We start from the raw sequence: 20,762 nt of genomic DNA on the forward strand, positions 1-20,762 counted from the left end.
AGGGTCCGGGAAAACTGGGCCCTCCCCAACCAGCCCGCGCTCCGTTGTAATGAGGGGATGATCACACCGGCGGCGGGCACGGCCACCGTCCCGAAGGGCGTGCGCCTCGGCTACGGGGTCGGCTCGTTCTGCACGGCCACCTTCAACGGCGTGCCGGGGCTGTTGCTGCTGTTCTACATGACGAACTTCCTGGCCGTGCCCGCGTGGCTGGCCGGTGTCGTGGTCAGCGCGCCGAAGGTCTGGGACCTGTTCATCAACCCCCTGGTGGGGCGCTGGTCGGACCGGACGGTCACCCGCTGGGGGCCGCGCCGGCCGTGGCTGCTCGCCGGGGCGTGCACGCTGCCGATCACGTTCTTCCTGGTCTTCGCGGGGCCGCCGCTGACCGGGGTGCCGGCGGCGCTGTACGTGGGGGTCTGCTTCCTGGCGGCGGCGACCGCGTACGCGTTGTTCGAGGTGCCGTACAAGGCGATGCCCGGCGAGATGACGCACGACTACCACGAGCGCACGTCGCTGCTGCAGTGGCGGATGGTGTTCGTCGGGGCGGCCACCGCCATCAGCGGCATCCTGGCGCCGGTGCTGGCCACGAGCGAGGGCGAGGACGGCACGCTGGGCAGCTACCGGCTGATGGCGATCACGATCGCGGCCATCCTGCTCCTCGCCATGCTCGGCTCCTTCTTCGGCACCGCCCGCGCCCCCATGACCGGCGCGCCCGAGCCGGACAGGGGCGGGTGGCGCGAGCAGTTCGCCGCGATCAAGGGCAACTCGGCGTTCCTGTGGCTGACGGTGCTGGCCTGCGTGCAGATGCTGGCCGTCAGCATGATGCTGGCCGCCGCCCCCTACTTCGCCACGTACACGCTGGGCTCGGCCTCGGCCACGCAGACGCTCTTCGCCGTGCTGGTCGGCCCGATCCTGCTGACGATGCCGCTGTGGGTGCGGGTGGCCAGGCGCTTCGACAAGCGCGGCGCGATGATCCTGGCGGTGCTGCTGTTCGGCGGCGGCACGACGGCCGCCATGGCCACGCCGCTGTTCGGCCCGGTGTGGGCGCACCTGACGATCCTGCTGGTCGGCGTCGGGTACGCCGGGCTGCAGCTGATGCAGTTCTCCATGCTCGCGGACGTCATCGCGGTGGACGCGGCCACCTCGGGCAAGCGGCGGGCCGGGGTGCTGACCGGCCTGTGGACGGCCATCGAGAGCGGGGTCAGCGCGTTCGGCGCGCTGATCTTCGGCATCATCCTGACGATCGGCGGCTTCATCGAGTCCGAGCCGAGCACCCCGGTGCAGCAGCCGGACAGCGCGGTGACCGCGGTCCTCATCGGTCAGACCACGATCCCCGCGCTGATCATCTTCGCCTCGGCGCTGATCACGCTGAAGTACCGGCTCACGCCACCCGCCGCGCCAGCTCCATCCTCGTCCGGGTGAACAGCCCCGAGATCAGGGCCGCCAGCAGCGGCAGGCCGAGCACCAGCGTGGCCAGGAACGCCCACGGCACGACGATCGGGCTGCCCTCCCGCCACATCGAGGCCATGGACACCGACAGCGCGCTTCCGGTGATCGCGCCGGCGACCAGCCCGATGACGGCGCCCAGCCCCGCGATGTAGCCGGCCTGCGCCGCCACCACCAGCCTGCGGGTCAGCGGCCGGCCGCCCACGGCCGACAGGGTGTCGAGGTCACGGCGCATGTCGGCCACGGCGAGCCCCGTCGCGGCGAACGTGCCACCGAGCACCAGGACCACCGCCGCGGCCAGCGCCGCCGTAAGGAGGGTGGCGAGCTTCATGCCGGTGTAGTCCTCGGCCAGCGCGGCGTAGACGAAACTCGTCACCGTCTGCAGCTCGCGGTTGAAGCGGTCCACGGCCTCCTGGTCGCGCAGGGCGGGATCCACCGCCGTGGGCTCGACGTAGATCCGCCGCTCGACCGTCGTGAACCCGGCCGCCGTCAGCACCGAGGCGGGCACCACGGCACCGCCCTGCTCGGCCTGGGCTCCCCGCGCCACCACGGCCGGCACCCGCATCGTCGCCCCCTTGCGGGAGTCCTCGCCCTTGCTGATCAGCGTCATGCTCACGGTGCCGTCGCTGACCAGCCGGGGGTCGAAGACCACGATCCTGCCGGCCGCGAGGGCCGCCGCCGCCTGCGGATCACTGCGGCCCTGGAGCAGGGCGAGCAGCCGGGCGTCGCCCACCGGGACGTCGAAGTAGGACGCACCGTACCGCTCGCAGGAGCCTTGACAGTCCTCGGAAGCGAGCTGAAGCATCACCGCCTGGCTTCGCCCGTCGCCGTCCACGGCCTCCTGCGCGGGCACGGGGCTCGCACCTGGCAGCCTCTCCTGGGTGACGGCCCGGAGCTTGGCCCAGGTCGCCTCGTCCACATCGGACGCGGTCACGATCAAGGTGCCTTCCGGCGCTTCGAGCCGGTTCATCCGCTTTTCTGCGGCGTACGTGCTGGTGTAGGCCAGGCCGACGGTGACCGCGCCCATGGTGGCGGCCATGACGGCGGCCACCGCCGAGACCGTGCGGGCTCGGTGGCGGGTGGCGTCACGGACCGACAGGCGCGCCGGCAGCGGCAGGCGCGCGGCCAGCGGCCCGGTGCGCCGGACCAGCCAGGGCATCAGCGCGATGAGCCCGAACAGGGCCACCGTGGACGCCGCCACCACGAGCAGCTCGCTCCTGCCCGACAGGTAGATCGCCGCGCCCGCCCCGAGCACCAGGAGCACGAGGCCGAACAGCGGGCGGGCCGCACGGTCGCGCACCTCGTCCGGGCGGCCGGCGAGCACCCTGGCCGGGCTCTGCCGCCCCGCCGTGATCGCCGGGGCCAGCGCCGCGACCAGCGCGCTGACCAGGCCGAGCGCGGCGACACCGAGCACCTGTGCCCACGGCACGTCGACCGGGCCGCTGCGCCAGTCCAGCGACCGGGCCGCGATCGACTCCGCCACCGCCCCCGCGCCGATGCCCAGCGCGACGCCCAGCAGGGCCGCCACGCCACCCAGCACGAGGCCGTCGGCCAGCACGATCGTGCGCAGGTGCCCGGGAGAGCCGCCCTGCGCGGCGATCGTGGCCAGCTCCCGCCTGCGCCGGCGCAGCCCCACCGCGAACGCGGGGCCCGCCAGCAGGACCGTCTCGGTGACGACGAGGAGCACGGCGATGGCGAGCCAGAGCAGCTCGTCGCCCGTGGTGACGGAGTACTGGTACCTGTCGGCGCGCGGGCTCTCGGTCACCGCGCGGGAGGCCACGCGCAGCCCCACCTGGTTCAGCTCGCGCACCTTCTTCCAGGTGACCGGCGCCGGGGTGTCGACGAGCCAGCCCTCGCCCTGCGGGTCGGTCTTCTTCGCCAGCACCGAGCCGTACAGGCCGACCACCTCCATGACGCCCGGCCGGGTGGGGTCCTCGATGACGCCGACCACCCGCTTGGGCTCCGCGCGCTTGGTGAGCGGGAGCGTGCCGCCCACGGTCACCCCGCGGTCGAGCAGCGCGGGCGTGACCGCGATCTCCTGTGGCGAGGCCGGGAGCCTGCCGTCGGCCAGCGTCCTCATGCCGGTGCTGAGCGGGTCGCGCAGATCGATCTCCAGCAGGTCCACCCTGTCGGCGCCGTCCGGGAGCCGGGCGTCGGTGCTGTAGTCGTAGAACGGGAGCACCCTGCCACCGATCAGGCGGCTCACCTCGGCGGCCGTCCATCGAGCCGGCGGTCCGGTCTTGTTCGGGTCCTGGTGGCCGAAGCGGCCGGCCGGGTCCTGCTTGACCGGCAGCGTGGTCGTGTGGGCATGGACGGCCGCGTCGGCCACCGAGCCCAGGCGGGACGGCAGCTCCTCGCGTGGCGTCAGGTTCGTGGTCTCCGACAGCGTCAGCAGCGCCGTGATGGCCAGGACGGGCAGCCCGATCATGATCATGACGAGAGCGGTGCGGCCCCTGGCGCGCAGCGCGTCCCTGCGGGAGAGGCGCAGCGCGGCGCGGAAGGCGCTCATCTGGAGCTCTCCAGCCGCACGGCGCTCGACTCGGCGACGAGCCCGTCACGCAGGTAGATCACCCGGTCGGCCCAGGCGGCGTAGCGTGGCTCGTGGGTGACGAGCAGCACGGCCGCGCCGGCGTCGCAGCGGGCACGCAGCAGCTCCAGGATCTCGTCGCCGGTGGCCGTGTCGAGCGCCCCCGTCGGCTCGTCGGCCAGCAGCAGCCGCCGCTCGCCGACCAGCGCCCTGGCGATGGCCACCCGCTGGCGCTGCCCGCCGGACAGCTCCTCGGGGAAGCGGTCGGCGATCTCCTCGACGCCCACCTCCGCCAGCACGGCCAGCGCCTCGCCGCGGGCCCGCCCGGCGCGCACACCGTCGAGCTCCCTGGGCAGCATCACGTTCTCGGCGGCGGTCAGCGACGGGATCAGGTTCAGGTCCTGGAAGACGTAGCCGACGTGGCCGCGCCTGAGCGCTGCCAGGTCCTTGACCCGGGACAGGTCCTCGCCCTCGATCATCACCGCTCCCGAGGTGGGCCGGTCGAGGCCGCCCGCCACGTTGAGCAGCGTGGACTTGCCCGAGCCCGACGGGCCCATGACGGCGACCAGCTCGCCCGCCCCGACCTCCAGGCTCACCCCCTTCAGCGCGTGCACCTGCCCGTGCTCGCGGGTGACGTCCCGCAGCTCCACCACACTCATCGGTTCTTCTCCTTGGAAACGGCCTCGCAGTGGTCCAGCCAGCGCTGCTCCGCCTCGGCCTTGAAGATCAACGAATCGAGCACCAGCCGCTGCGCCAGCCCGCCGGTGGCGGCCCGTTTGGCCCGCGTGAGCTCCTGCAGCGCGCGCATGGTGGCGCCGCGCTGCGTGTGGATGACCTCGGCGACGTCCACGCCACCCGCCACCGCCATCGCCACCTTGATCGCGAGCTCGTCCCGAGGCCGGTCGGTCTGCGCGACGGGGGTGCTGAACCATCGCGCCAGCTCCTCCCGACCGGCCTCGGTGATCGTGTAGACCGCGCGGCCCTGCTCGTCCGCGCCCTCCGGCGCGACGAGCCCGTCTCGCTCCAGCCGGGAGAGCGTCGTGTAGACCTGGCCGATGTTCAACGGCCAGGTCGCCCCCGTGGACGCCTCGAACTCCACCCGCAGCTGATAGCCGTATCTCGGTCCGCCGCTGAGCAACGCCAGCAGCCCGTGCCTGATCGACATAGATACTGAGTATGCATACTGAGTATGCCTAGGGCAACCTGATCCGCGTATTCTGGACACGGGCCGAGGTTGAGGCCGATACTCGCTCTATGAGCTCCACGCATCCGCCCTTTCGCGCCTCAGATGGGGAACGTGACCGTGCGATCGACGAGCTCAGGGAACGCGCCGTAGAGGGCCGCATCTCGCACGACACCTTCGTGGGGCGGGTCGACCAGGCGTTGCGGGCGCGCAGCAGGGGCGAGCTCGACGAGCTGGTCGCGGACCTGCCGAGGCGGGCCACGATCCGGCAGCGGCTCACCGACGCCGTCTCCTCGGTCTCCGAGTTCACCACCAGGCTGCAGTCCGCCTGGCGGCGGCCCCGGCTGCCCCGGCTGGCGCTGCCCGACGACGATCGCCTGCGTTACGTGGTGGGCCGCGGGTCGGCCTGCGACCTCGTGCTGTCGGACCTGACGGTCTCCCGGGTGCACGCCGAGCTGCGCCGCGAGGGCGACGGAGGCTGGATGCTGGTCGATCTCGGCTCGCTCAACGGCACCCGGCTCAACGGCTGGCGGCTGGTGGGCCCCGCGCGGGTGAAGTCCGGCGACGAGGTGTCGTTCGGTGACTGCGGGTTCATGGTGACGTCGCAGCAGCCCACCTGACACCACAAATACGGATATTTGCGGATTACAGGCTGACTGTGCTGATCCATGCTTCCATGCGATCCCTCAGTCACTTGGAGACCCCATGCGGCGCACCTCAGCCTCCCTCGTCGCGGGCACGCTCGTCGCGGCCCTCGCGTGGGCGTCCGGACCTTCCACCCCGGCCGTCGCGCTCGACCCCTCCGTGGGTGTCGCGGACCTGACCCAGGACATCAACCAGATCCTCAGCGACTCGCGGCTCACGATCGCCAGGGCGGGCGTCGTGGTCAAGAGCGCCCAGACCGGCGAGGAGCTGTACGCCACCGACGCGGGCAAGCTCCTGACCCCGGCCTCCAACACCAAGCTGTTCACCTCGGCCGCCGCGGCGCAGACGCTCGGCCTCGACTACCGCTTCCCCACCACCGTGCTGAGCACCGGCCGCAAGGCGGGCTCCGTGCTGGCCGGCGACCTGGTGCTGCGCGGCACCGGCGACCCGACGATGCTGGCCGAGGACTACGACGCGCTGGCCGCCGAGGTGGCCGCCGCCGGCATCAAGGCCGTCACCGGCAAGCTGGTGGCCGACGACACCTGGTTCGACTCCCAGCGGCTCGGCAACGACTGGTCCTGGGACGACGAGACCGCGTACTACGCGGCCCCGATCTCGGCGCTGACCGCCTCACCCGACAGGGACTACGACGCCGGCTCGGTGATCGTGTCCGTGGCGGCCGACGGCGATCGGGTCAAGGTCTCGACCACGCCGGAGACCGACTACCTGAAGATCGTGAACAGGGCCACGGTGGGCGCCGAGACGGACGTGCTCATCGAGCGGCAGCACGGCACGCGCACGGTGGTGATCACCGGCACGGTCGCGGACCCGTACCAGGAGTGGGTGGCGGTGGACGACCCCACCGCGTACGTCTCCTCGCTCTTCCGCAAGTCGCTGGCCAGGCACGGCGTCAAGGTGCTCGGGCCGACCACCACCGGCGCCGCCCCCTCGGGCGCCAAGGAGCTGGCCAGGCACGAGTCGATGACGCTGGGCGAGTTGCTCGTGCCGTTCATGAAGCTGAGCAACAACATCCACGCCGAGATCCTCACCAAGGCCATGGGACGCAAGGTGGCGAACCAGGGCAGCTGGTCGGCCGGGCTCAAGGTCAGCACCGACTTCGCCAAGGCGAACGGCGTGCAGGTGATCAACATGCGGGACGGCTCCGGCCTCTCGCGCCGCGACGGCTTCTCGCCGGGCTCGATCGTGCAACTCCTGTCGGCGGTACGCGCCAAGCCGTGGTTCTCCACCTGGTACGAGTCCCTGCCCATCGCCGGCAACGCGGACCGCTTCACCGGCGGCACCCTGCGCAGCCGGATGCGCGGCACGCCCGCGGAGAACAACGTGCACGCCAAGACCGGCTCGCTGACCGGCGTCACCTCGCTGTCGGGCTACGTCACGAGCGCCGACGGCGAGCCGCTGATCTTCTCGATCATGCTGAACCAGTACCTTTCGGCCTCGCCGAAGGACATCGAGGACAAGATCGCCGTACGGCTCGCCCAGTTCTCCCGGTCGGCGGCGGCGGGCGAGGCCGCACAGCTCCGTGCCGCGGACGAGGGCGCGACGGGCGACCTGGAGTGCTCGTGGCTCAAGCCCGCGCAGTGCTAGCGCTGCGCTGAGGTAAAAATCTCGCGGCCCCCTGACGCCCAGGGGGCCGCTGTGGTTTACCGAGATCAGACTGGGTGTTATTACGATTCAGCCACTTGGAACTCCAAGTTAGGTCGCTAATTTCCGTACATAGCCGACTTGGGGGGACCAGAATTCGGGTTCGACGCACAGTCGAACCCTCATCCGGAGGACGGTATGCGTAGAGAGCTCCAGGCGGTGGCCTGTGTCGGTTGTCTGGCGGCACTGAGCTTCCCCGCGCCCGCCGCCTCCGCCGCACGCGCCTCGGCCGAGCGGAGCACGGCCCAGAGCCGGCAGGCGTGCCGCGTGGTCGCGCTCAAGCCGTCCGTCGTCCAGGGCACGGTCCGCGCGACGGCGGTCCGGTCCGGCTGCGCCGACCAGGCCCGGCTGAGGGTACGCATCAAGGTCGCCGTCTCCGGCCCCGACCGGGTCGTCAAGAGCGGCTCCCAGATCATCGGCAACGGCCGGATCACCGCCAAGACCGCCTGCACCAGCACGCCGCGCCGCTACTACGCGGTCGCGCTCGACGCGCAGGGGCGGGCCGGCCAGTCGCGCTCGATCAAGCTGGCGTGCGGGCGCCCGGCCGCCGGCGGCGGCTTCGCCTCGACGCCCGAGACGGCGGTCGTCACCCTCACCAACCGGGCCAGGGCCGGGAACGGCTGCCGCCCCCTCGTGCACGACGCCAAGCTGCACCTGGCCGCGGAGCGCCACTCGGCGGACATGTCCCGTAACAACTACTTCTCCCACACCTCGCGCGACGGCCGCACGTTCGGCCAGCGGATCAAGGCCACCGGCTTCGTCTTCCGCCAGGCCGGCGAGAACATCGCCAAGGGCCAGCCGTCCGCCGCCGCCGTGGTCAAGGCCTGGCTCGACAGCCCCGGGCACCGGGCCAACATCATGAACTGCGCGTTCACCCACATCGGTGTCGGACACCACGCCAAGGGACCCACCTGGACCCAGGACTTCGGCACCCGTTAGAGCAGCACTCCCCCCGACCAAGGGAGCGTCGGGCTTTCGCCGGCCCCACCCCGAGCCGGTTCCCACCGCACGCCCAACCGCTCCCCTCCGGGCGGACCCGGCCGCGCCTCCCCCCGCACACAGGACCGCGGCCGGGTCCGCGTCAACCGAGCGCGGACCGCAGCCGGTCGTAGCCGGGCGCGAGCCGTCTCAGCCCCGCCGCCACGGCCCCGTCGTCCCCCGTGACCAGCGGATACTGCAGGGCACCGAGCACCCGCGCCTGCTCCCAGGCGATCTCGGCCGGCTCGGGCAGCCCGACGTTCCCCAGCCACGCCGCGGCGTCGGCCAGCCGCCGCGCGCCCAGCCGCACCCCGAAGTGCACCAGCATCCCGCGCGCCGTCCCGTCGAGCCCGCCGTCCACCTGCTCGGCCAGCCGCAGCACCGCCGCGGCCCCGCCCAGGGTGCCGGGCGGCACCGGCAGGTCGTCCCGTCCCGCCAGCCAGCGCGCGGCGGCGGGCAGCGAGGCGCGCAACGCCTGCTCCACGGACGTGTCACGGACCCGTACGAAGCCGGTGCGCATGACGTACGACGTGTCGAGATACTCCACCGCCTCGGCCCGCCAGGCGCCCAGGAAGTCGTCGGCGGGCAGCGTGGCGAAGGGATGCCCGTGCGGATCGTGCAGCACGACGGTGTCCCGCTCGACGGCGAGCACCACCACGTAGTGGTCGCCGCCCCCGCCGGGCGTGTACGGCAGCAGCCGCATGTCCACCGGCCCCACCAGGGCAGGGCCGCCGGCCCGCAGCCGCGCCAGCGCCTCCTGCGCCGTGCCCCCGTGGCTGCGCTCGCACGTCCAGCCGAGCAGCTCGACGGCGGCGTCGAGCCCCAGCTCGGGGTCCCAGCCGTAGGGGTCGAAGAACGGCTGGGTGCCGCCGATGAGCTGCACGCCGAACGGCGAGCCCGTCAGCGTCTCGATCGCCCCCACCGGAGGCGCGGCGGGGCCCAGCATCATGGCCAGGGAGTGGGCGTAACAGTACGGTCCTGAACCCGTGTAGGCGAACATGGCGTCCAGCCAAGCGCCTGACACGGTGTCAGGCGCAACTCACCTGTCCGAGAAGCGGGCCAGCACGAGCGACTCGACGACGCCGACCACCGCGTAGGCCAGGATCGACACCCCGGTGACGACCACGATGTCCGCCCACACCTCGTCGTAGCGGAACCCGCCGATCGCGCGCAGGATCTCGGCCCCGATGCCCTCCCCGGTGGCCAGCCACTCGGCGATCAGCGCGCCGATGATGGAGGCCGGCACGGAGATCCTGGCCGAGGCGAACACCGACGGCATCGCCGTGGGCACCGCCACCTTGCGCAGCACGGTGAGCCGGGTGCCGCCGTACGCCCTGATCAGGTCGGTGGCCTGGGGCGAGGCGGAGCGCAGGCCGAAGGCGATGTTCACCAGCGCGGGGAAGAAGACCACGATGCCGCCGATGACGGCCACGCCGGCGAGCTCGCGGCCGAAGACCAGCGTGATCAGCGGCGTCATCACCACCAGCGGCACCGAGCGCAGCAGCATGGCGACCGGCATGAACGTCTGCTCGACGGTCCTGAACAGCACGAACGCCACGGCGACGGCGATCGCGGCGAGCATGCCCGCGACGAAGCCGATGGCCGCGTCCCTGATCGTAATGCCCAGCGCGCCGAACACGGCCTCCCGGTGCGCCTGCGAGGCCGCCAGGTACTCCCAGACCTGCGGCGGGCGCTTGCCCACGAGCGGGCTGATCCCGAACGCCTCCAGCGCCAGCCACCACGCGGCCACGACGATGACGACCGAGGGCACCAGCGGCCCCACGATCCGCAGCACGGTACGGCCGATCATGAGGTGGCCTCCCCTCTCGACCAGGGGGTGACCACGCGGGCGACGAGCGCCACGAGCGCGTACCCGAGGCCCGCGATCAGCCCGGACACCAGCGCCAGCCCCCAGGTGCGCGGCACCTGGAACTGCTGCTGGGAGATCATCAGAGACACGCCGAGGCCCTGGTCGTTGCTGCCGAGGTACTCGCCGATGATGGCGCCGAGCAGCGCCGACGGGGCGGAGATCTTCAGGCCGGCGAACGTGCTGGGCAGGGCGGAGATGATCTGCACGTAGCGGAGCCTGGCCAGTCGGCCGCCGCCGTACACGGTGACGAGGTCGAGGCTGGTCCGGTCGGCGGAGCGCAGCCCGAGCAGGGCGCCGATGAGCGTGGTGAAGAAGACCGAGATGGCCGCCAGGAACACCACGGTCGCGTCGCCGCCGAAGACGACCAGCACGATCGGCCCGATGGCCAGCAGCGGGATGCAGTAGCTGATCACCGCGAGCTGCGTGGCGACGGCTTCGAGGCGGGGCACGAGCAGCACCAGCAGCGCCACGCCGATGGCCAGCCCGTTGCCCCACAGGAAGCCCTGGACGGCGGCGGACAGCGTGGCGGCGGCGTTCGGGCCGTAGAAGGCCCAGCCGTCGGCGCCCATCGACTCCAGCACCGCGACCGGGGTGGGCACCGCGCCGCCGTCGGCGAAGACCGTGGCGGCCAGCAGCCACCAGACGGCGACGAGCGCGACGACGCCGGCCAGCCCCTGGGCGCGTCTCATGAGCCGTGCCCGAACAGCAGGTCGCTGAGGTGGTCGTGGAGGGCGTGGAACTCGGGGGTCCGCATCATCTCCGGCGTGCGCGGGCGGGGCAGGTCGATCTCCACCAGCTCCACGACCCGCCCGGGACGCGGGCTCATCACGGCCACCAGGTCCGAGAGGAAGATCGCCTCGCCGATGCCGTGGGTGACCATGAGCGTGGTGGCGGGCTTCTCCGTCCAGATGCGCAGCAGCTCCAGGTTGAGCCGCTGGCGCGTCATGTCGTCCAGCGCGCCGAACGGCTCGTCCAGCAGCAGCACGCTAGGCTTGACCACGAGGGCGCGGGCGATCGAGACGCGCTGGCGCATGCCGCCGGACAGCTCGGCCGGGCGAGCCTTCTCGAAGCCCTCCAGGCCGACCAGCTTGATCAGGTCCTCGATCACGCCGGGCTCCGGCTTGATGCCGGCCACCTCCAGCGGCAGCCGGATGTTGGCGGCGACGCTGCGCCAGGCGAGCAGCGCCGAGTCCTGGAAGGCGATGCCGAGGTGGTGGCCGCCGCGCAGCTCGCGCGGCGTCTCGCCGTTGACGCGGATCTCGCCCGTGGTGGGCTCCTCCAGCCCGGCCAGGATGCGCAGCACCGTGGACTTGCCGCAGCCGGACGGGCCGAGCAGCGACAGGAACGAGCCCTTCGGCGTCCGGAGGTCCACGTTCTCGACGGCGGTCAGGCCCTTCCCGAACGTCTTGCTCAGGCCGGAGATGCTGATCCCGCTCATGAGAGCTTCAGGCTCGGGTCGGCCTGGTAGATCTCGTTCAGGATCGACAGGTCGAAGAGCTGCTCGGCCTTGATGCTCAGGCCCGCCTTGGCCAGCGACTCGATGTTCTGCTCGATCAGCTCGGGCGTCATCGTGAACAGGCCGTTGGCCTTGGCGTCGTCGGTGACCACGAGCTCGTTCTGCATCTTGGCCTCCTCCGTCTGCTCCTTGACGTCGAGGTTCTGGTCCTTGCCGTAGACGGTGGCGGCCAGCTCGGCGGCCTTGGCCGGGTCGGCGACGGCGTCCTTCCAGCCCTTGATCTCGGCGGTCAGGAACGCCTTGAGCTTGTCGCGCTCGTTGTCGATGGTCTCCTGCGTGACCGTGAACGTCTCGGCGACCAGCGGCAGGCCGGCGTCGGCGAGCAGCAGGTACGCCGGGTCGTGCCCCTTCATCCGCAGGTTGACCGGCCCGCTGGTGACGAAGCCCACGTACCCGTCGAGCTGCCCTGAGGTGAGCATCGACGGGTCGGACTGGAACGGCACCCTGGTCACCTGGGCGGCGTCGAGGCCGTTGGCCTTGAGCAGCGCATTCCAGACCAGCTCGTTGGAGTCCTGGACGCCGATCTTCTTGCCGGCCAGGTCCTCGGCCGTCTTGATCGGGTTCTTGCTGAGGGAGATGATCGCGAACGGGTTCTTCTGGAACGTGGCGCCGACGATCTTCAGCGGGGCGCCTTGGAGCACGGCGGGCGCGGTGATCGTCGGGGCCGACAGGCCCGCCCAGCAGCGCCCCGTGGCCAGCCCCGACTCGACGGAGGTGCCGGAGCCGCCGCCGGACAGCAGCTCGACCTGCGAGAACCCGGCCGCCTTGAAGTAGCCGTTGGTGTCGGCGAAGTACTCGCCGGCGAACTCCACGTTCTTCTTCCAGGAGAGCTGCAGCTTGACCGACCCGAACCCGCCGCCGCCACCGCCGCCGCCGGAGGAGGAGGTGGTCGTGCCGTTGTCCCCGCAAGCGGCCAGACCGAGCGCCAGACCGGCCAGACCGGATGTCCGCAGGAACGCGCGACGGTCGAAGGTAGCCATAATTCTCCTTGAACGGCCCGTGAAGATGCAGGTCAGGAAGGTATCCCTCGATTATTACCATCGTGTGACGATGGTTTCGGACATAGCGGCCCGGGGAACGCCCGCACGCTGGGAAGCCGGGAAAACCGCTGGCGGCCCCTGTAGGTCCCTACGAGAGCGCCGCGCGAGGACCGTAGATCCCTCCAGCCGCTCAGGAGCTCCGGTAGCGTCGAGCCCGAGATGAGACTCGACGCGATCCCCCTTTGGGACGGTACCGAATACCGCGGCCCGGTCGATCTGACCTGGGAGCCCGACCGGATCACCGGCGTCACCCCGGTGGCGGCGGCCCGGCACGACGACCTGTGCGTGCTGCCCGGCCTGGTCGACACGCACGTGCACCTCGTCGGCTACGCCGGCCCAGGCACGCCGCCCGACTTCGCGACCTGGCCGCTGACCACCACCCGTGACGAGCAGGTGCTGCACGGCGCCGCGCACGCCCAGCGGGCCCTGCGGCACGGCGTCACGACGCTGCGCGACCTGGCGGGCGACGAGGCGCAGATCGCGCTGCGCCGCGTCTTCGACGCCGGGGTGCTGCCGGGGCCGCGCATCCAGGTGCACGGCGTGGTCGGGATGACGGCCGGGCACAACGACCTGTTCGTGCCGCCCGCGTTCCCGATCAGGAAGCCGACGGCCGACGGGCCCGACGAGTGCCGCAAGCTCGTACGGACCTGGGCCAGGGCCGGCATGGACGGCATCAAGCTCACGACCAGCGGCGGCGTGCTGTCCATCGGCGACAAGAACGTATGGCGCAACTACACCCGCGAGGAGATCAGGGCGGTCGTGGACGAGGCGCACGCCCTCGGCATGCTCGTCGCCTCGCACGCGCACTCCGAGGACGGCATCCGCGTGGCCGTCGAGGAGGGCGTCGACTCCATCGAGCACGGCACGCTGATGAGCCGGGACCTGGCCGAGACGCTGGCCGCCCGCCGCACGCCCGTCGCGCCGACCCTGCTGATCAACGAGGCCATCGCGCAGGGCCGGGTGCCCGTCACGGCCGAGGCGCGGGCCAAGGCCGCCGAGCTGGTCGCCACCCGCGACGTGCTGCTGGCCCAGGCCGCGGCGCTGGGCGTGCGGTTCGTGCTGGGCACCGACGCCAACGGCCACCACGTGCAGTTCGGCGACCAGCTCGCCGAGGTCGTGCACATGACGCGGATCCTCGGCATCGACGCGGAGTCGGCGCTGCGCGCGGCCACCTCCGACGCGGCCGACTCGATCGGCATGCCCGTGGGCCGCGTCGCCCCCGGGCTGGGCGCCGACCTGGTCGTGCTGCGCGGCCGGCCGTGGGAGCGCATCGAGGACCTGGCCACGGAGAACATCGTGGCCGTGGTGTCACGGGGTCAGGTCGCCGCGGGCCGCCTGCCCTGACCGCAGGGCCAGGTACAGGTCCGTACGGTCGCGCATCGACGACATCCGCCGCCCGGTGAGCTCCTCGATCCGCTGCATCCGGTAGCGCAACGTGTTGACGTGCACGTACAGCTCGTCGGCGGTGCGCTGCCAGGAGCCGCACGTCTCCAGGAAGGTGTCGAGCGTGCGCAGCAGCTCCGAGCCGTGCCGGGCGTCGTACTCCTCGACGGGGCCGAGCAGGTGGTCGCGGAAGGAGCGGCGCATGCTCGACGGGAGCGAGGCCAGCAGCAGGTCGAAGCTGTCGATGTCGGCCACCGACATGATCGAGACGGGCCCAGGGCCGCCGCGTGCCGACTCCATGCCGCGCCTGGCCGTCTCCAGGGCCTCGCCGAGCTGCGACACGCTGGCCGCCATCTCGCTGATCCCGGCCGCGATGCTCAACCCTCGTCCGTCGGGGACGAGGGCGCGCAGCTCGTCGGCCAGGCTCTTGCGTGAGGCGCGGCCGTTGACCAGCACGATCGCCTCGCGCGGCGTGCCGCCCACGATCAGGTGCCGGCCCTTGCGCGCCAGGCCCTCGTGCAGCAGCTCGGGCAGGTCCAGCTCGGGGCCGCCGGTCTGAGTGACCGCCATGGCGGCGGTGGGCAGGCCGGGGTCGGCGCCGAGCAGCCGCAGGTGCGCCGACACCTCGCCGGGCGGGATCTGGCCGAGCACGTCGAGCAGCGTCTGCGCCCTGACCCGCTCCGCCCTGCGCTGCTCGGCGGCGAAGCCCTCGGCGCTCACCACCTCGCTGATCGCGCCGAACGCCTGGTCGGGCGCGGCCAGCAGGAGCGGCAGCCGCCTGCGCTCGCACGCCTGGACCAGCTCGCGCGGCAGCTCGCCGAGCACGATCAGGCCGACCACCAGCCCGGCGACGTCGGCCGCCCACAACGCGTCGGCGAAGCGCTCGCAGTCGGCCGGCTCGGCGTACCAGACGCCGCTGGTCAGCACGAGGTCGCCGGAGCGCAGGTAGCGGCGGGGATCGGGCAGGTCGGTCGGGTAGGCCCGCAGCACCTCCCGATCGACGGCGTCGGCGCCCGTCACCAGCGTCAGCCGTAGGTCCTCGCGGGCGAGCAGATCCGACAGCCTCATGAAATCTGATGTTATGCCAGCTCAGAGCGGGACAGTTCAGAGGTTCGCACGATGCCGTCACTCTCCGGGGTCCGGTTTACTGCATGCATGCGTCCCAAAGCGGAACTCCACCTGCACATCGAGGGCACTCTGGAGCCCGAGCTCGTCGTCGAGCTGGCCCGGCGTAACCGGATCGACCTGCCCACCTTCGACGTGGAGGCCATCCGCGCGCGCTACTCCTTCGCGAACCTGCAGTCGTTCCTGGACGTGTACTACGAGAACATGGCCGTCCTGCGCACCGAGGCCGATTTCTACGACCTGGCCACCGCCTACCTGCGGCGGGCCGCCGGACAGGGGGTCCGGCACGCGGAGATCTTCTTCGACCCGCAGGCGCATCTGAGCAGGGGCGTGCCGCTGCAGGTGGTGTTCGACGGGCTGTCGGCGGCGCTGAAGGAGAGCGAGCTGTCGGCCGCGCTGATCCTGTGCTTCCTCCGGGACCGGGGCGCCGAGGAGGCCGAGCAGGTGCTGCGGGCGGCGCTGCCGTACCGGGACCGGTTCATCGGGGTGGGGCTGGACTCGGCGGAGGTGGGGTATCCGCCGTCGCTGTTCCGCCGCGTCTTCGAGATGGCCGCCGCCGAGGGGCTGCACCGGGTGGCGCACGCCGGCGAGGAGGGCGGGCCCGACTACGTGTGGGAGGCGCTGGACATCCTGCGCGTCGAGCGGGTGGACCACGGCATCAGGGCGATGGAGGACCCGCAGCTCGTGGCCCGGCTGCGGGCCGAGCGCATCCCGCTGACCGTGTGCCCGCTGTCGAACGTGCGGCTGCGCGCGGTGCCGTCCCTGCGTGACCACATCCTGCCCGCGATGCTGGACGAGGGCCTGGTCGTGACCGTCAACTCCGACGACCCCGCCTACTTCGGCGGCTACGTGGACGACAACTACGAGGCGCTGCGGCGGGAACTGGGGATGACCGGCGAGCAGCTCGACCGGATCGCCCGCAACTCCTTCGAGGCGTCCTTCGCCTACGACCTGCCCTGAACGCGCGGATGGGGCCCGCCGTCACCGGGCGGGCCCCATCGAGGCGTCTCGTCAGCCGCTCAGGACACTGCTGAGCAGCTCGTTGAGGAGGTCCAGGTCGAGGATGTCGTTGTCCTCACCGAAGTTGTTCCACTCCCCGAAGTCCCACTTGGTCTCGTCGTCCTTGCCGTGGTTGGGGCCGGGAAGGATGTGCGATTCGGCGGTGACACTGGGTGCCGCGGCGAGAGCGGTGCCACCGAACATGACCATCCCGCCGACGAGCCCGGCGAGGACGAGTCCGTTTCTGTACATTGTGTTTCTCCCTGATACCTCTCGACTACTCTCCGTAGCTATCGGTGGGAAATCTCCCCCTCGCCCCAGTTAGACAAACCCCGACATTTTCGCTGTTGACCTGCAAAAATGCCGCGTCTAGCCAAACAGTGACGGAGATCGTGCTACTTGACGCACAGGTGTGCGTGAATGCACCACAACCGACCTTTTCCTGGACGACCCATGACTATGGCGCCCAGCCTGCCCCGAGTACACACTGGGGCGTGTCACGGGGAGGCAGATCATGACCGCACAGGCAGGGCCGTCACTGGCGACGGCGTCCGGGCGACGCCCCGAGCTGGACGCGATGCGCGCCCTCGTGGTCGTCGGGCTGGTGTTCTTCCACGCGTCGCTGGTCTTCGACTCGCGCGACGACTTCTACGTCAAGAACGCGGAGACGACCGACATCACGTTCATCATCGCGGGGCTCTGCGTGATCTGGGCGATGCCGCTGCTGTTCCTCATCGCCGGGCTGGGCTCCTGGCACTCGATGCGGCGCAGGGGCCCCGGCGGGTTCGCCGGGGAACGGCTGCTGCGGCTCGGCGTGCCGCTGGTCTTCGCCCTGGTGGTCCTGCTGCCGCTGCCCCAGTGGCTGCGGGCGCGGGGGGAGGGCTACACCGGGTCCTACGGGGAGTTCTGGCCGCGCTTCTTCTCGGTGCGGCTCGACCTGGCCGACTTCCCGTTCATCCTCGAAGGCGAGCACTTCGAGACCGGGCACCTGTGGTTCGTCGTGCTGCTGCTGACGTTCTCGCTGCTGCTGGCGCCGCTGGTGCGCTGGGTGCCGCGCGGCTGGGCCGGGCGCGCCCGCGCGCGGCTGGTCGCCGTCTCGCGGCCCAGGGGCGCGTTACTGCTGCTCGGGCTGCCCGTCGCGGCGGTCTGCGCGGTGATCGGGCTGGCCGAGGAGTTCGGCGGCTGGGACCGCTGGGCGTACCTCGTGTTCTTCCTGTACGGCTTCCTGCTCGTGACCGATCGCGACTTCCGCACGGCCATGCGGCGCGACCGGGTGCCCGCAGCGGTGGCGGCCGTGGCGCTGCTGGCGGTGGGCATGCCCGGCTTCATCCTGGTCGGCCAGGACCCGGGCACCGACCCGTTCAGGGACCTGACCCCGCTCGCGGTCGGGGTCCGGACGCTGTACGGCCTGGCCGGCTGGTGCGCGCTGGTGGCGATCCTCGGCGCCCTCGACCGCCCGCGCACCGGGCCGCCGTCACCCGGGCGGCGCCGCGGCTGGTACGCCTACCTCGCGCCCGCCGTGCTGCCGCTCTACATCCTGCACCAGCCGATCGTCGTGGCCGTGGCCTACTTCGTGGTCGGCTGGCGGGCGCCCATCCTGGCGGAGTACCTGGTCATCGTGGCGATCTCACTCGCGCTGACCGTGCTGGCCTACGACCTGCTGGTGCGGCGGACCAGGGTGACCAGGTTCCTGTTCGGGATGCGGGAGCCTACGGCAGGGTCAGGATGACCGGGCCGTCCTCGGTGATGGCCACCGTGTGCTCGACGTGCACGCTCCTGCTGCCGTCGCCCGTGCACACCGACCACCCGTCGGAGGACATGTAGTAGCGGTCGCCGCCGCCGGCCATCAGGCTGGGCTCGATCGCGATCACCAGCCCGGGCCGCAGCCGCAGCCCCCGCCCGGCGCGGGCCTCGTTGGGCACGAACGGCTCCTCGTGCATGGCCCGGCCGATGCCGTGGCCGCCGAAGTCGTTCTGCATGCCGTAACCGGCGCCGCGCCCGACGGTGGACATCGCGTGCCCGATGTCGCCCATCCGGCCGCCGGGCCTGGCCGCCTCGATGCCCGCCGCGAGCGTCTCCTCGGCGACCCTGATCAGTTTGAGGTCCTCCGCGCGCTGCTCGCCGACGGCGAAGCTGACCGTCCCGTCGGCGTGCCACCCGTCGATGTACGCGGCGCAGTCGACGCTGATCAGATCACCGTCCTTCAGCCGGTACGGCGACGGCAGCCCGTGCAGCATGACACCGTTGACGGAGGTGCAGATCACGCCCGGATACGGCATGGCCCCGAACGACGGGTGATACCCGAGGAACGACGCCTTCGCCCTGGCCTCCGCGATGACGGTCCTGGCCACCTCGTCCAGCTCCTTGAGCGAGACCCCCACCGCCGCCTGCTCCCGCACGGCGGCATGGACGGCGGCGACGACCTTGCCGGACTCCCGCATCGCGGCGATCTCACCGGCCGACTTGTACTCGATCACAGCCCCTCCTTGCCGATAACTATACCGGTATTATTATCACGCTTCTCGGGGCGATATGGAGAGCCTCTACCCGGGCCGGCCCACCCCTCTCCTTCCCGGGCGGACGGACCGGTCTCATACCGTGATCACAGCCTTGCCCTTCGTGTGCCCCCGCTCCACGCGCGCGATGGCCGCCGGCACCTCGATGACGTCAGGCGAGCCGTTAGCGGATGGCATTCATCGCAGCTCCTCTTACGCCCGAAAGAAGACGCTGACACGTGAAAGCCATCCCTCTCGTCACTCTTCGGCGAGCACCCCCGCGAAGGGATCTCCGCCCTCACCCGCGAAGCTGTGCGCGCCGCCCTCGATGCGCTCGATGAGCCCCAGCGTCCACGCCTCGCCCGCCTCGGCCGAGTGCACCCACAGGCGGGTGATCTCGCCGATGTGCCCCTCGGGGGCGGGGTAGGCGGTCACGGACCCGCGCCAGGCGCGCAGGTGCTCGACGCGCTGCCGCAGCAGGGCCAGCGCCTCCTCACGGGGCAGATCCGCCATGAAGCCGAGCCCGGCCGACAGCAGGTCCAGCCGGTCGTGCGTGGTGAGCGCGCCGCGCAGCAGCGAGAAGTACTCGGCCACGCCCTTGTCGGTGAGCTCGTACTCCGTGCGCGGCGGCCCGCCGACCGTGCTCGGCGCGATGTCGTAGGCGTGCAGGAAACCCTGCTTGGCCAGCTGCTTCAACGCGTGGTAGATCGACCCTGGCTTGGTGTTCGACCACTCGTCCGCGCCCCAGAACTGCAGGTCGTTGCGTACCTGATAACCGTGGGCGCGCCCGTGCCGCCGTACCGCGCCCAGGACCAGCAATCGAATCGCCGACACTCTATTCAACCTTGACTAGATGGGAAGAGGAACGGCGGGCGGGGAGCAGGCCCCGCCCGCCGCGTTCGATGCTCAGGCCTTGAGCCAGCTCATCATCGGGCGGAGCTTGGCGCCGGTCTTCTCGATCGGGTTCTCGGCCAGCTCGTCACGGTAGCGCTGGAACTCCTTCTGCCCGCTGTCGAACTCCTCGACGAGCTGACGGGCGAAGGTGCCGTCCTGCACCTCGGCCAGGATGCGGCGCATCTCCTGGCGCGACTCCTCGTTGATCACGCGCGGGCCGCGCGTGTAACCGCCGTACTCGGCCGTGTCGGAGACCGACCAGTACATCTTCGAGATGCCGCCCTCGTACATGAGGTCGACGATCAGCTTCATCTCGTGCAGGCACTCGAAGTAGGCCACCTCGGGCTGGTAGCCGGCCTCGATCAGCGTCTCGAAGCCCGCCTTGATCAGCTCGGAGACACCGCCGCACAGCACGGCCTGCTCACCGAACAGGTCGGTCTCCGTCTCCTCCTTGAACGTGGTGCGCAGCGCGCCGGCGCGGGTGCCGCCGATGCCCTTGGCGTAGGACAGCGCGAGGTCGAGCGCCTTGCCCGAGGCGTCCTTCTCCACGGCCACCAGACACGGCACGCCGCGCCCGGCCTCGAACTGACGGCGCACGAGGTGGCCGGGGCCCTTGGGGGCCACCATGCACACGTCCACACCCTCCGGGGCCTCGATGAGGCCGTAGCGGATGTTCAGGCCGTGGCCGAAGAACAGCGCGTCGCCCTCCACCAGGTTCGGGGCCACGGCCTCGGCGTACAGGTGGCGCTGGATGTGGTCCGGCGCCAGGATCATCGTGAGGTTGGCCTCCTCGACCGCCTCGGCCGGGGTGACCACGCGCAGGCCGTCGTTCTCGGCCTTCTCGCGGCTCTTGGAGCCCTCGGGCAGGCCGACGCGCACGTCCACGCCGGAGTCACGCAGGGAGAGCGCGTGGGCGTGGCCCTGGCTGCCGTACCCCAGCACGGCCACGTGGCGTCCCTGAATGATCGACAGGTCGGCCTGGTCGTCGTAGTAGATCTCGGT

The 20,762-nt window shown here is 71.4% G+C and carries 20 protein-coding genes; 7 read left to right on the top strand and 13 right to left on the bottom strand.

The features are described 5' to 3' along the window. Window positions 1-57: 57 nt before the first annotated feature. Window positions 58-1,419, top strand: a complete 1,362-nt coding sequence (locus tag LCN96_RS47850; RefSeq protein WP_225269038.1) for an MFS transporter — start codon at window positions 58-60, stop codon at window positions 1,417-1,419. Here LCN96_RS47850 and LCN96_RS47855 read toward each other — a convergent pair. From LCN96_RS47855 to LCN96_RS47865, 3 genes are read right to left on the bottom strand one after another with little or no spacing between them, the layout of a single operon-like run. Then, window positions 1,379-3,952 carry an ABC transporter permease gene (locus tag LCN96_RS47855; protein ID WP_225269039.1) on the bottom strand — a complete coding sequence of 858 codons (2,574 nt, stop codon included), beginning with the start codon at window positions 3,950-3,952 and terminating at the stop codon, window positions 1,379-1,381. The two genes, LCN96_RS47850 and LCN96_RS47855, sit on opposite strands and share 41 nt — an antisense overlap. Further along, the gene (locus LCN96_RS47860; protein ID WP_225269040.1) at window positions 3,949-4,629 is read right to left on the bottom strand and encodes an ABC transporter ATP-binding protein; all 681 of its coding nucleotides are present in this window, start codon (window positions 4,627-4,629) and stop codon (window positions 3,949-3,951) included. Before LCN96_RS47860 ends, LCN96_RS47855 begins: the two co-directional genes overlap by 4 nt. Further along, window positions 4,626-5,135, bottom strand: coding sequence for a PadR family transcriptional regulator (locus LCN96_RS47865; protein WP_225269041.1), 510 nt, complete (start codon window positions 5,133-5,135; stop codon window positions 4,626-4,628). Before LCN96_RS47865 ends, LCN96_RS47860 begins: the two co-directional genes overlap by 4 nt. A gap of 89 nt (window positions 5,136-5,224) precedes the next feature. Here LCN96_RS47865 and LCN96_RS47870 point away from each other — a divergent pair, with 89 nt between their 5' ends. The 3 genes from LCN96_RS47870 (at window position 5,225) to LCN96_RS47880 (ending at window position 8,399) form a co-directional block, all read left to right on the top strand. Beyond that, the gene (locus tag LCN96_RS47870) at window positions 5,225-5,773 is read left to right on the top strand and encodes a DUF1707 and FHA domain-containing protein (protein ID WP_225269042.1); all 549 of its coding nucleotides are present in this window, start codon (window positions 5,225-5,227) and stop codon (window positions 5,771-5,773) included. 85 nt (window positions 5,774-5,858) lie between these two features. Further along, window positions 5,859-7,403 (top strand): D-alanyl-D-alanine carboxypeptidase/D-alanyl-D-alanine endopeptidase, encoded by a 1,545-nt coding sequence (gene dacB / locus LCN96_RS47875; RefSeq protein ID WP_225269043.1) that lies wholly within the window; start codon window positions 5,859-5,861, stop codon window positions 7,401-7,403. Between the two features lie 195 nt (window positions 7,404-7,598). Continuing rightward, entirely contained in the window at window positions 7,599-8,399 is an 801-nt protein-coding gene (locus LCN96_RS47880) for a CAP domain-containing protein (protein ID WP_225269044.1), read from the top strand. A 142-nt stretch (window positions 8,400-8,541) separates the two neighbouring features. Here the strand turns inward: LCN96_RS47880 and LCN96_RS47885 are convergent, their stop codons facing one another. From LCN96_RS47885 to LCN96_RS47905, 5 genes are read right to left on the bottom strand one after another with little or no spacing between them, the layout of a single operon-like run. Then, window positions 8,542-9,462 (bottom strand): cysteine peptidase family C39 domain-containing protein, encoded by a 921-nt coding sequence (locus LCN96_RS47885; RefSeq protein ID WP_225269045.1) that lies wholly within the window; start codon window positions 9,460-9,462, stop codon window positions 8,542-8,544. A 15-nt stretch (window positions 9,463-9,477) separates the two neighbouring features. Beyond that, window positions 9,478-10,248, bottom strand: a complete 771-nt coding sequence (locus LCN96_RS47890) for an ABC transporter permease (protein WP_225269046.1) — start codon at window positions 10,246-10,248, stop codon at window positions 9,478-9,480. Continuing rightward, window positions 10,245-10,997, bottom strand: coding sequence for an ABC transporter permease (locus LCN96_RS47895; protein ID WP_225269047.1), 753 nt, complete (start codon window positions 10,995-10,997; stop codon window positions 10,245-10,247). The genes LCN96_RS47890 and LCN96_RS47895 overlap by 4 nt, the downstream gene beginning before the upstream one ends. Next, complete coding sequence (locus tag LCN96_RS47900) at window positions 10,994-11,746, bottom strand: ABC transporter ATP-binding protein (RefSeq protein ID WP_225269048.1); 753 nt, start codon at window positions 11,744-11,746, stop codon at window positions 10,994-10,996. Before LCN96_RS47900 ends, LCN96_RS47895 begins: the two co-directional genes overlap by 4 nt. Then, window positions 11,743-12,804, bottom strand: a complete 1,062-nt coding sequence (locus LCN96_RS47905; protein ID WP_225269049.1) for an ABC transporter substrate-binding protein — start codon at window positions 12,802-12,804, stop codon at window positions 11,743-11,745. Before LCN96_RS47905 ends, LCN96_RS47900 begins: the two co-directional genes overlap by 4 nt. A 219-nt stretch (window positions 12,805-13,023) precedes the next feature. On the opposite strand from LCN96_RS47905, the gene LCN96_RS47910 reads away from it, so the two are divergent. Next, complete coding sequence (locus tag LCN96_RS47910; protein ID WP_225269050.1) at window positions 13,024-14,208, top strand: metal-dependent hydrolase family protein; 1,185 nt, start codon at window positions 13,024-13,026, stop codon at window positions 14,206-14,208. On the opposite strand, the gene LCN96_RS47915 is transcribed toward LCN96_RS47910, so the two are convergent. Then, entirely contained in the window at window positions 14,173-15,315 is a 1,143-nt protein-coding gene (locus LCN96_RS47915; protein WP_225269051.1) for a PucR family transcriptional regulator, read from the bottom strand. The genes LCN96_RS47910 and LCN96_RS47915 overlap by 36 nt on opposite strands. A gap of 87 nt (window positions 15,316-15,402) precedes the next feature. On the opposite strand from LCN96_RS47915, the gene LCN96_RS47920 reads away from it, so the two are divergent. Beyond that, window positions 15,403-16,332, top strand: coding sequence for an adenosine deaminase (locus LCN96_RS47920; protein WP_225269052.1), 930 nt, complete (start codon window positions 15,403-15,405; stop codon window positions 16,330-16,332). 51 nt (window positions 16,333-16,383) lie between these two features. On the opposite strand, the gene LCN96_RS47925 is transcribed toward LCN96_RS47920, so the two are convergent. Further along, entirely contained in the window at window positions 16,384-16,623 is a 240-nt protein-coding gene (locus LCN96_RS47925; RefSeq protein WP_148436893.1) for a hypothetical protein, read from the bottom strand. Window positions 16,624-16,885: 262 nt separating this feature from the next. On the opposite strand from LCN96_RS47925, the gene LCN96_RS47930 reads away from it, so the two are divergent. Continuing rightward, window positions 16,886-18,100, top strand: a complete 1,215-nt coding sequence (locus tag LCN96_RS47930; RefSeq protein WP_225269053.1) for an acyltransferase family protein — start codon at window positions 16,886-16,888, stop codon at window positions 18,098-18,100. On the opposite strand, the gene map is transcribed toward LCN96_RS47930, so the two are convergent. The 3 genes from map to ilvC all read right to left on the bottom strand — a co-directional run bounded on the left by map (window position 18,081) and on the right by ilvC (window position 20,756). Further along, entirely contained in the window at window positions 18,081-18,848 is a 768-nt protein-coding gene (gene map / locus LCN96_RS47935; protein WP_225269054.1) for a type I methionyl aminopeptidase, read from the bottom strand. The genes LCN96_RS47930 and map overlap by 20 nt on opposite strands. Window positions 18,849-19,124: 276 nt before the next feature. Next, window positions 19,125-19,700, bottom strand: coding sequence for a PadR family transcriptional regulator (locus LCN96_RS47940; RefSeq protein ID WP_225269055.1), 576 nt, complete (start codon window positions 19,698-19,700; stop codon window positions 19,125-19,127). A 72-nt stretch (window positions 19,701-19,772) separates the two neighbouring features. Next, complete coding sequence (gene ilvC, locus LCN96_RS47945; protein WP_225276219.1) at window positions 19,773-20,756, bottom strand: ketol-acid reductoisomerase; 984 nt, start codon at window positions 20,754-20,756, stop codon at window positions 19,773-19,775. Window positions 20,757-20,762 lie beyond the last annotated feature (6 nt).

The organism is Nonomuraea gerenzanensis (assembly GCF_020215645.1).
Classification (GTDB): Bacteria; Actinomycetota; Actinomycetes; order Streptosporangiales; family Streptosporangiaceae; genus Nonomuraea; species Nonomuraea gerenzanensis.

What these genes read in the sequence shown, in the direction of transcription:
- LCN96_RS47850 (WP_225269038.1), top strand. Translation starts at nt 58, where the DNA reads ATGATCACACCGGCGGCGGGCACGGCCACCGTCCCGAAGGGCGTGCGC.
- LCN96_RS47855 (WP_225269039.1), bottom strand. Translation starts at nt 3,952, where the DNA reads ATGAGCGCCTTCCGCGCCGCGCTGCGCCTCTCCCGCAGGGACGCGCTG.
- LCN96_RS47860 (WP_225269040.1), bottom strand. Translation starts at nt 4,629, where the DNA reads ATGAGTGTGGTGGAGCTGCGGGACGTCACCCGCGAGCACGGGCAGGTG.
- LCN96_RS47865 (WP_225269041.1), bottom strand. Translation starts at nt 5,135, where the DNA reads ATGTCGATCAGGCACGGGCTGCTGGCGTTGCTCAGCGGCGGACCGAGA.
- LCN96_RS47870 (WP_225269042.1), top strand. Translation starts at nt 5,225, where the DNA reads ATGAGCTCCACGCATCCGCCCTTTCGCGCCTCAGATGGGGAACGTGAC.
- dacB (WP_225269043.1), top strand. Translation starts at nt 5,859, where the DNA reads ATGCGGCGCACCTCAGCCTCCCTCGTCGCGGGCACGCTCGTCGCGGCC.
- LCN96_RS47880 (WP_225269044.1), top strand. Translation starts at nt 7,599, where the DNA reads ATGCGTAGAGAGCTCCAGGCGGTGGCCTGTGTCGGTTGTCTGGCGGCA.
- LCN96_RS47890 (WP_225269046.1), bottom strand. Translation starts at nt 10,248, where the DNA reads ATGATCGGCCGTACCGTGCTGCGGATCGTGGGGCCGCTGGTGCCCTCG.
- LCN96_RS47895 (WP_225269047.1), bottom strand. Translation starts at nt 10,997, where the DNA reads ATGAGACGCGCCCAGGGGCTGGCCGGCGTCGTCGCGCTCGTCGCCGTC.
- LCN96_RS47900 (WP_225269048.1), bottom strand. Translation starts at nt 11,746, where the DNA reads ATGAGCGGGATCAGCATCTCCGGCCTGAGCAAGACGTTCGGGAAGGGC.
- LCN96_RS47905 (WP_225269049.1), bottom strand. Translation starts at nt 12,804, where the DNA reads ATGGCTACCTTCGACCGTCGCGCGTTCCTGCGGACATCCGGTCTGGCC.
- LCN96_RS47910 (WP_225269050.1), top strand. Translation starts at nt 13,024, where the DNA reads ATGAGACTCGACGCGATCCCCCTTTGGGACGGTACCGAATACCGCGGC.
- LCN96_RS47915 (WP_225269051.1), bottom strand. Translation starts at nt 15,315, where the DNA reads ATGAGGCTGTCGGATCTGCTCGCCCGCGAGGACCTACGGCTGACGCTG.
- LCN96_RS47920 (WP_225269052.1), top strand. Translation starts at nt 15,403, where the DNA reads ATGCGTCCCAAAGCGGAACTCCACCTGCACATCGAGGGCACTCTGGAG.
- LCN96_RS47925 (WP_148436893.1), bottom strand. Translation starts at nt 16,623, where the DNA reads ATGTACAGAAACGGACTCGTCCTCGCCGGGCTCGTCGGCGGGATGGTC.
- LCN96_RS47930 (WP_225269053.1), top strand. Translation starts at nt 16,886, where the DNA reads ATGACCGCACAGGCAGGGCCGTCACTGGCGACGGCGTCCGGGCGACGC.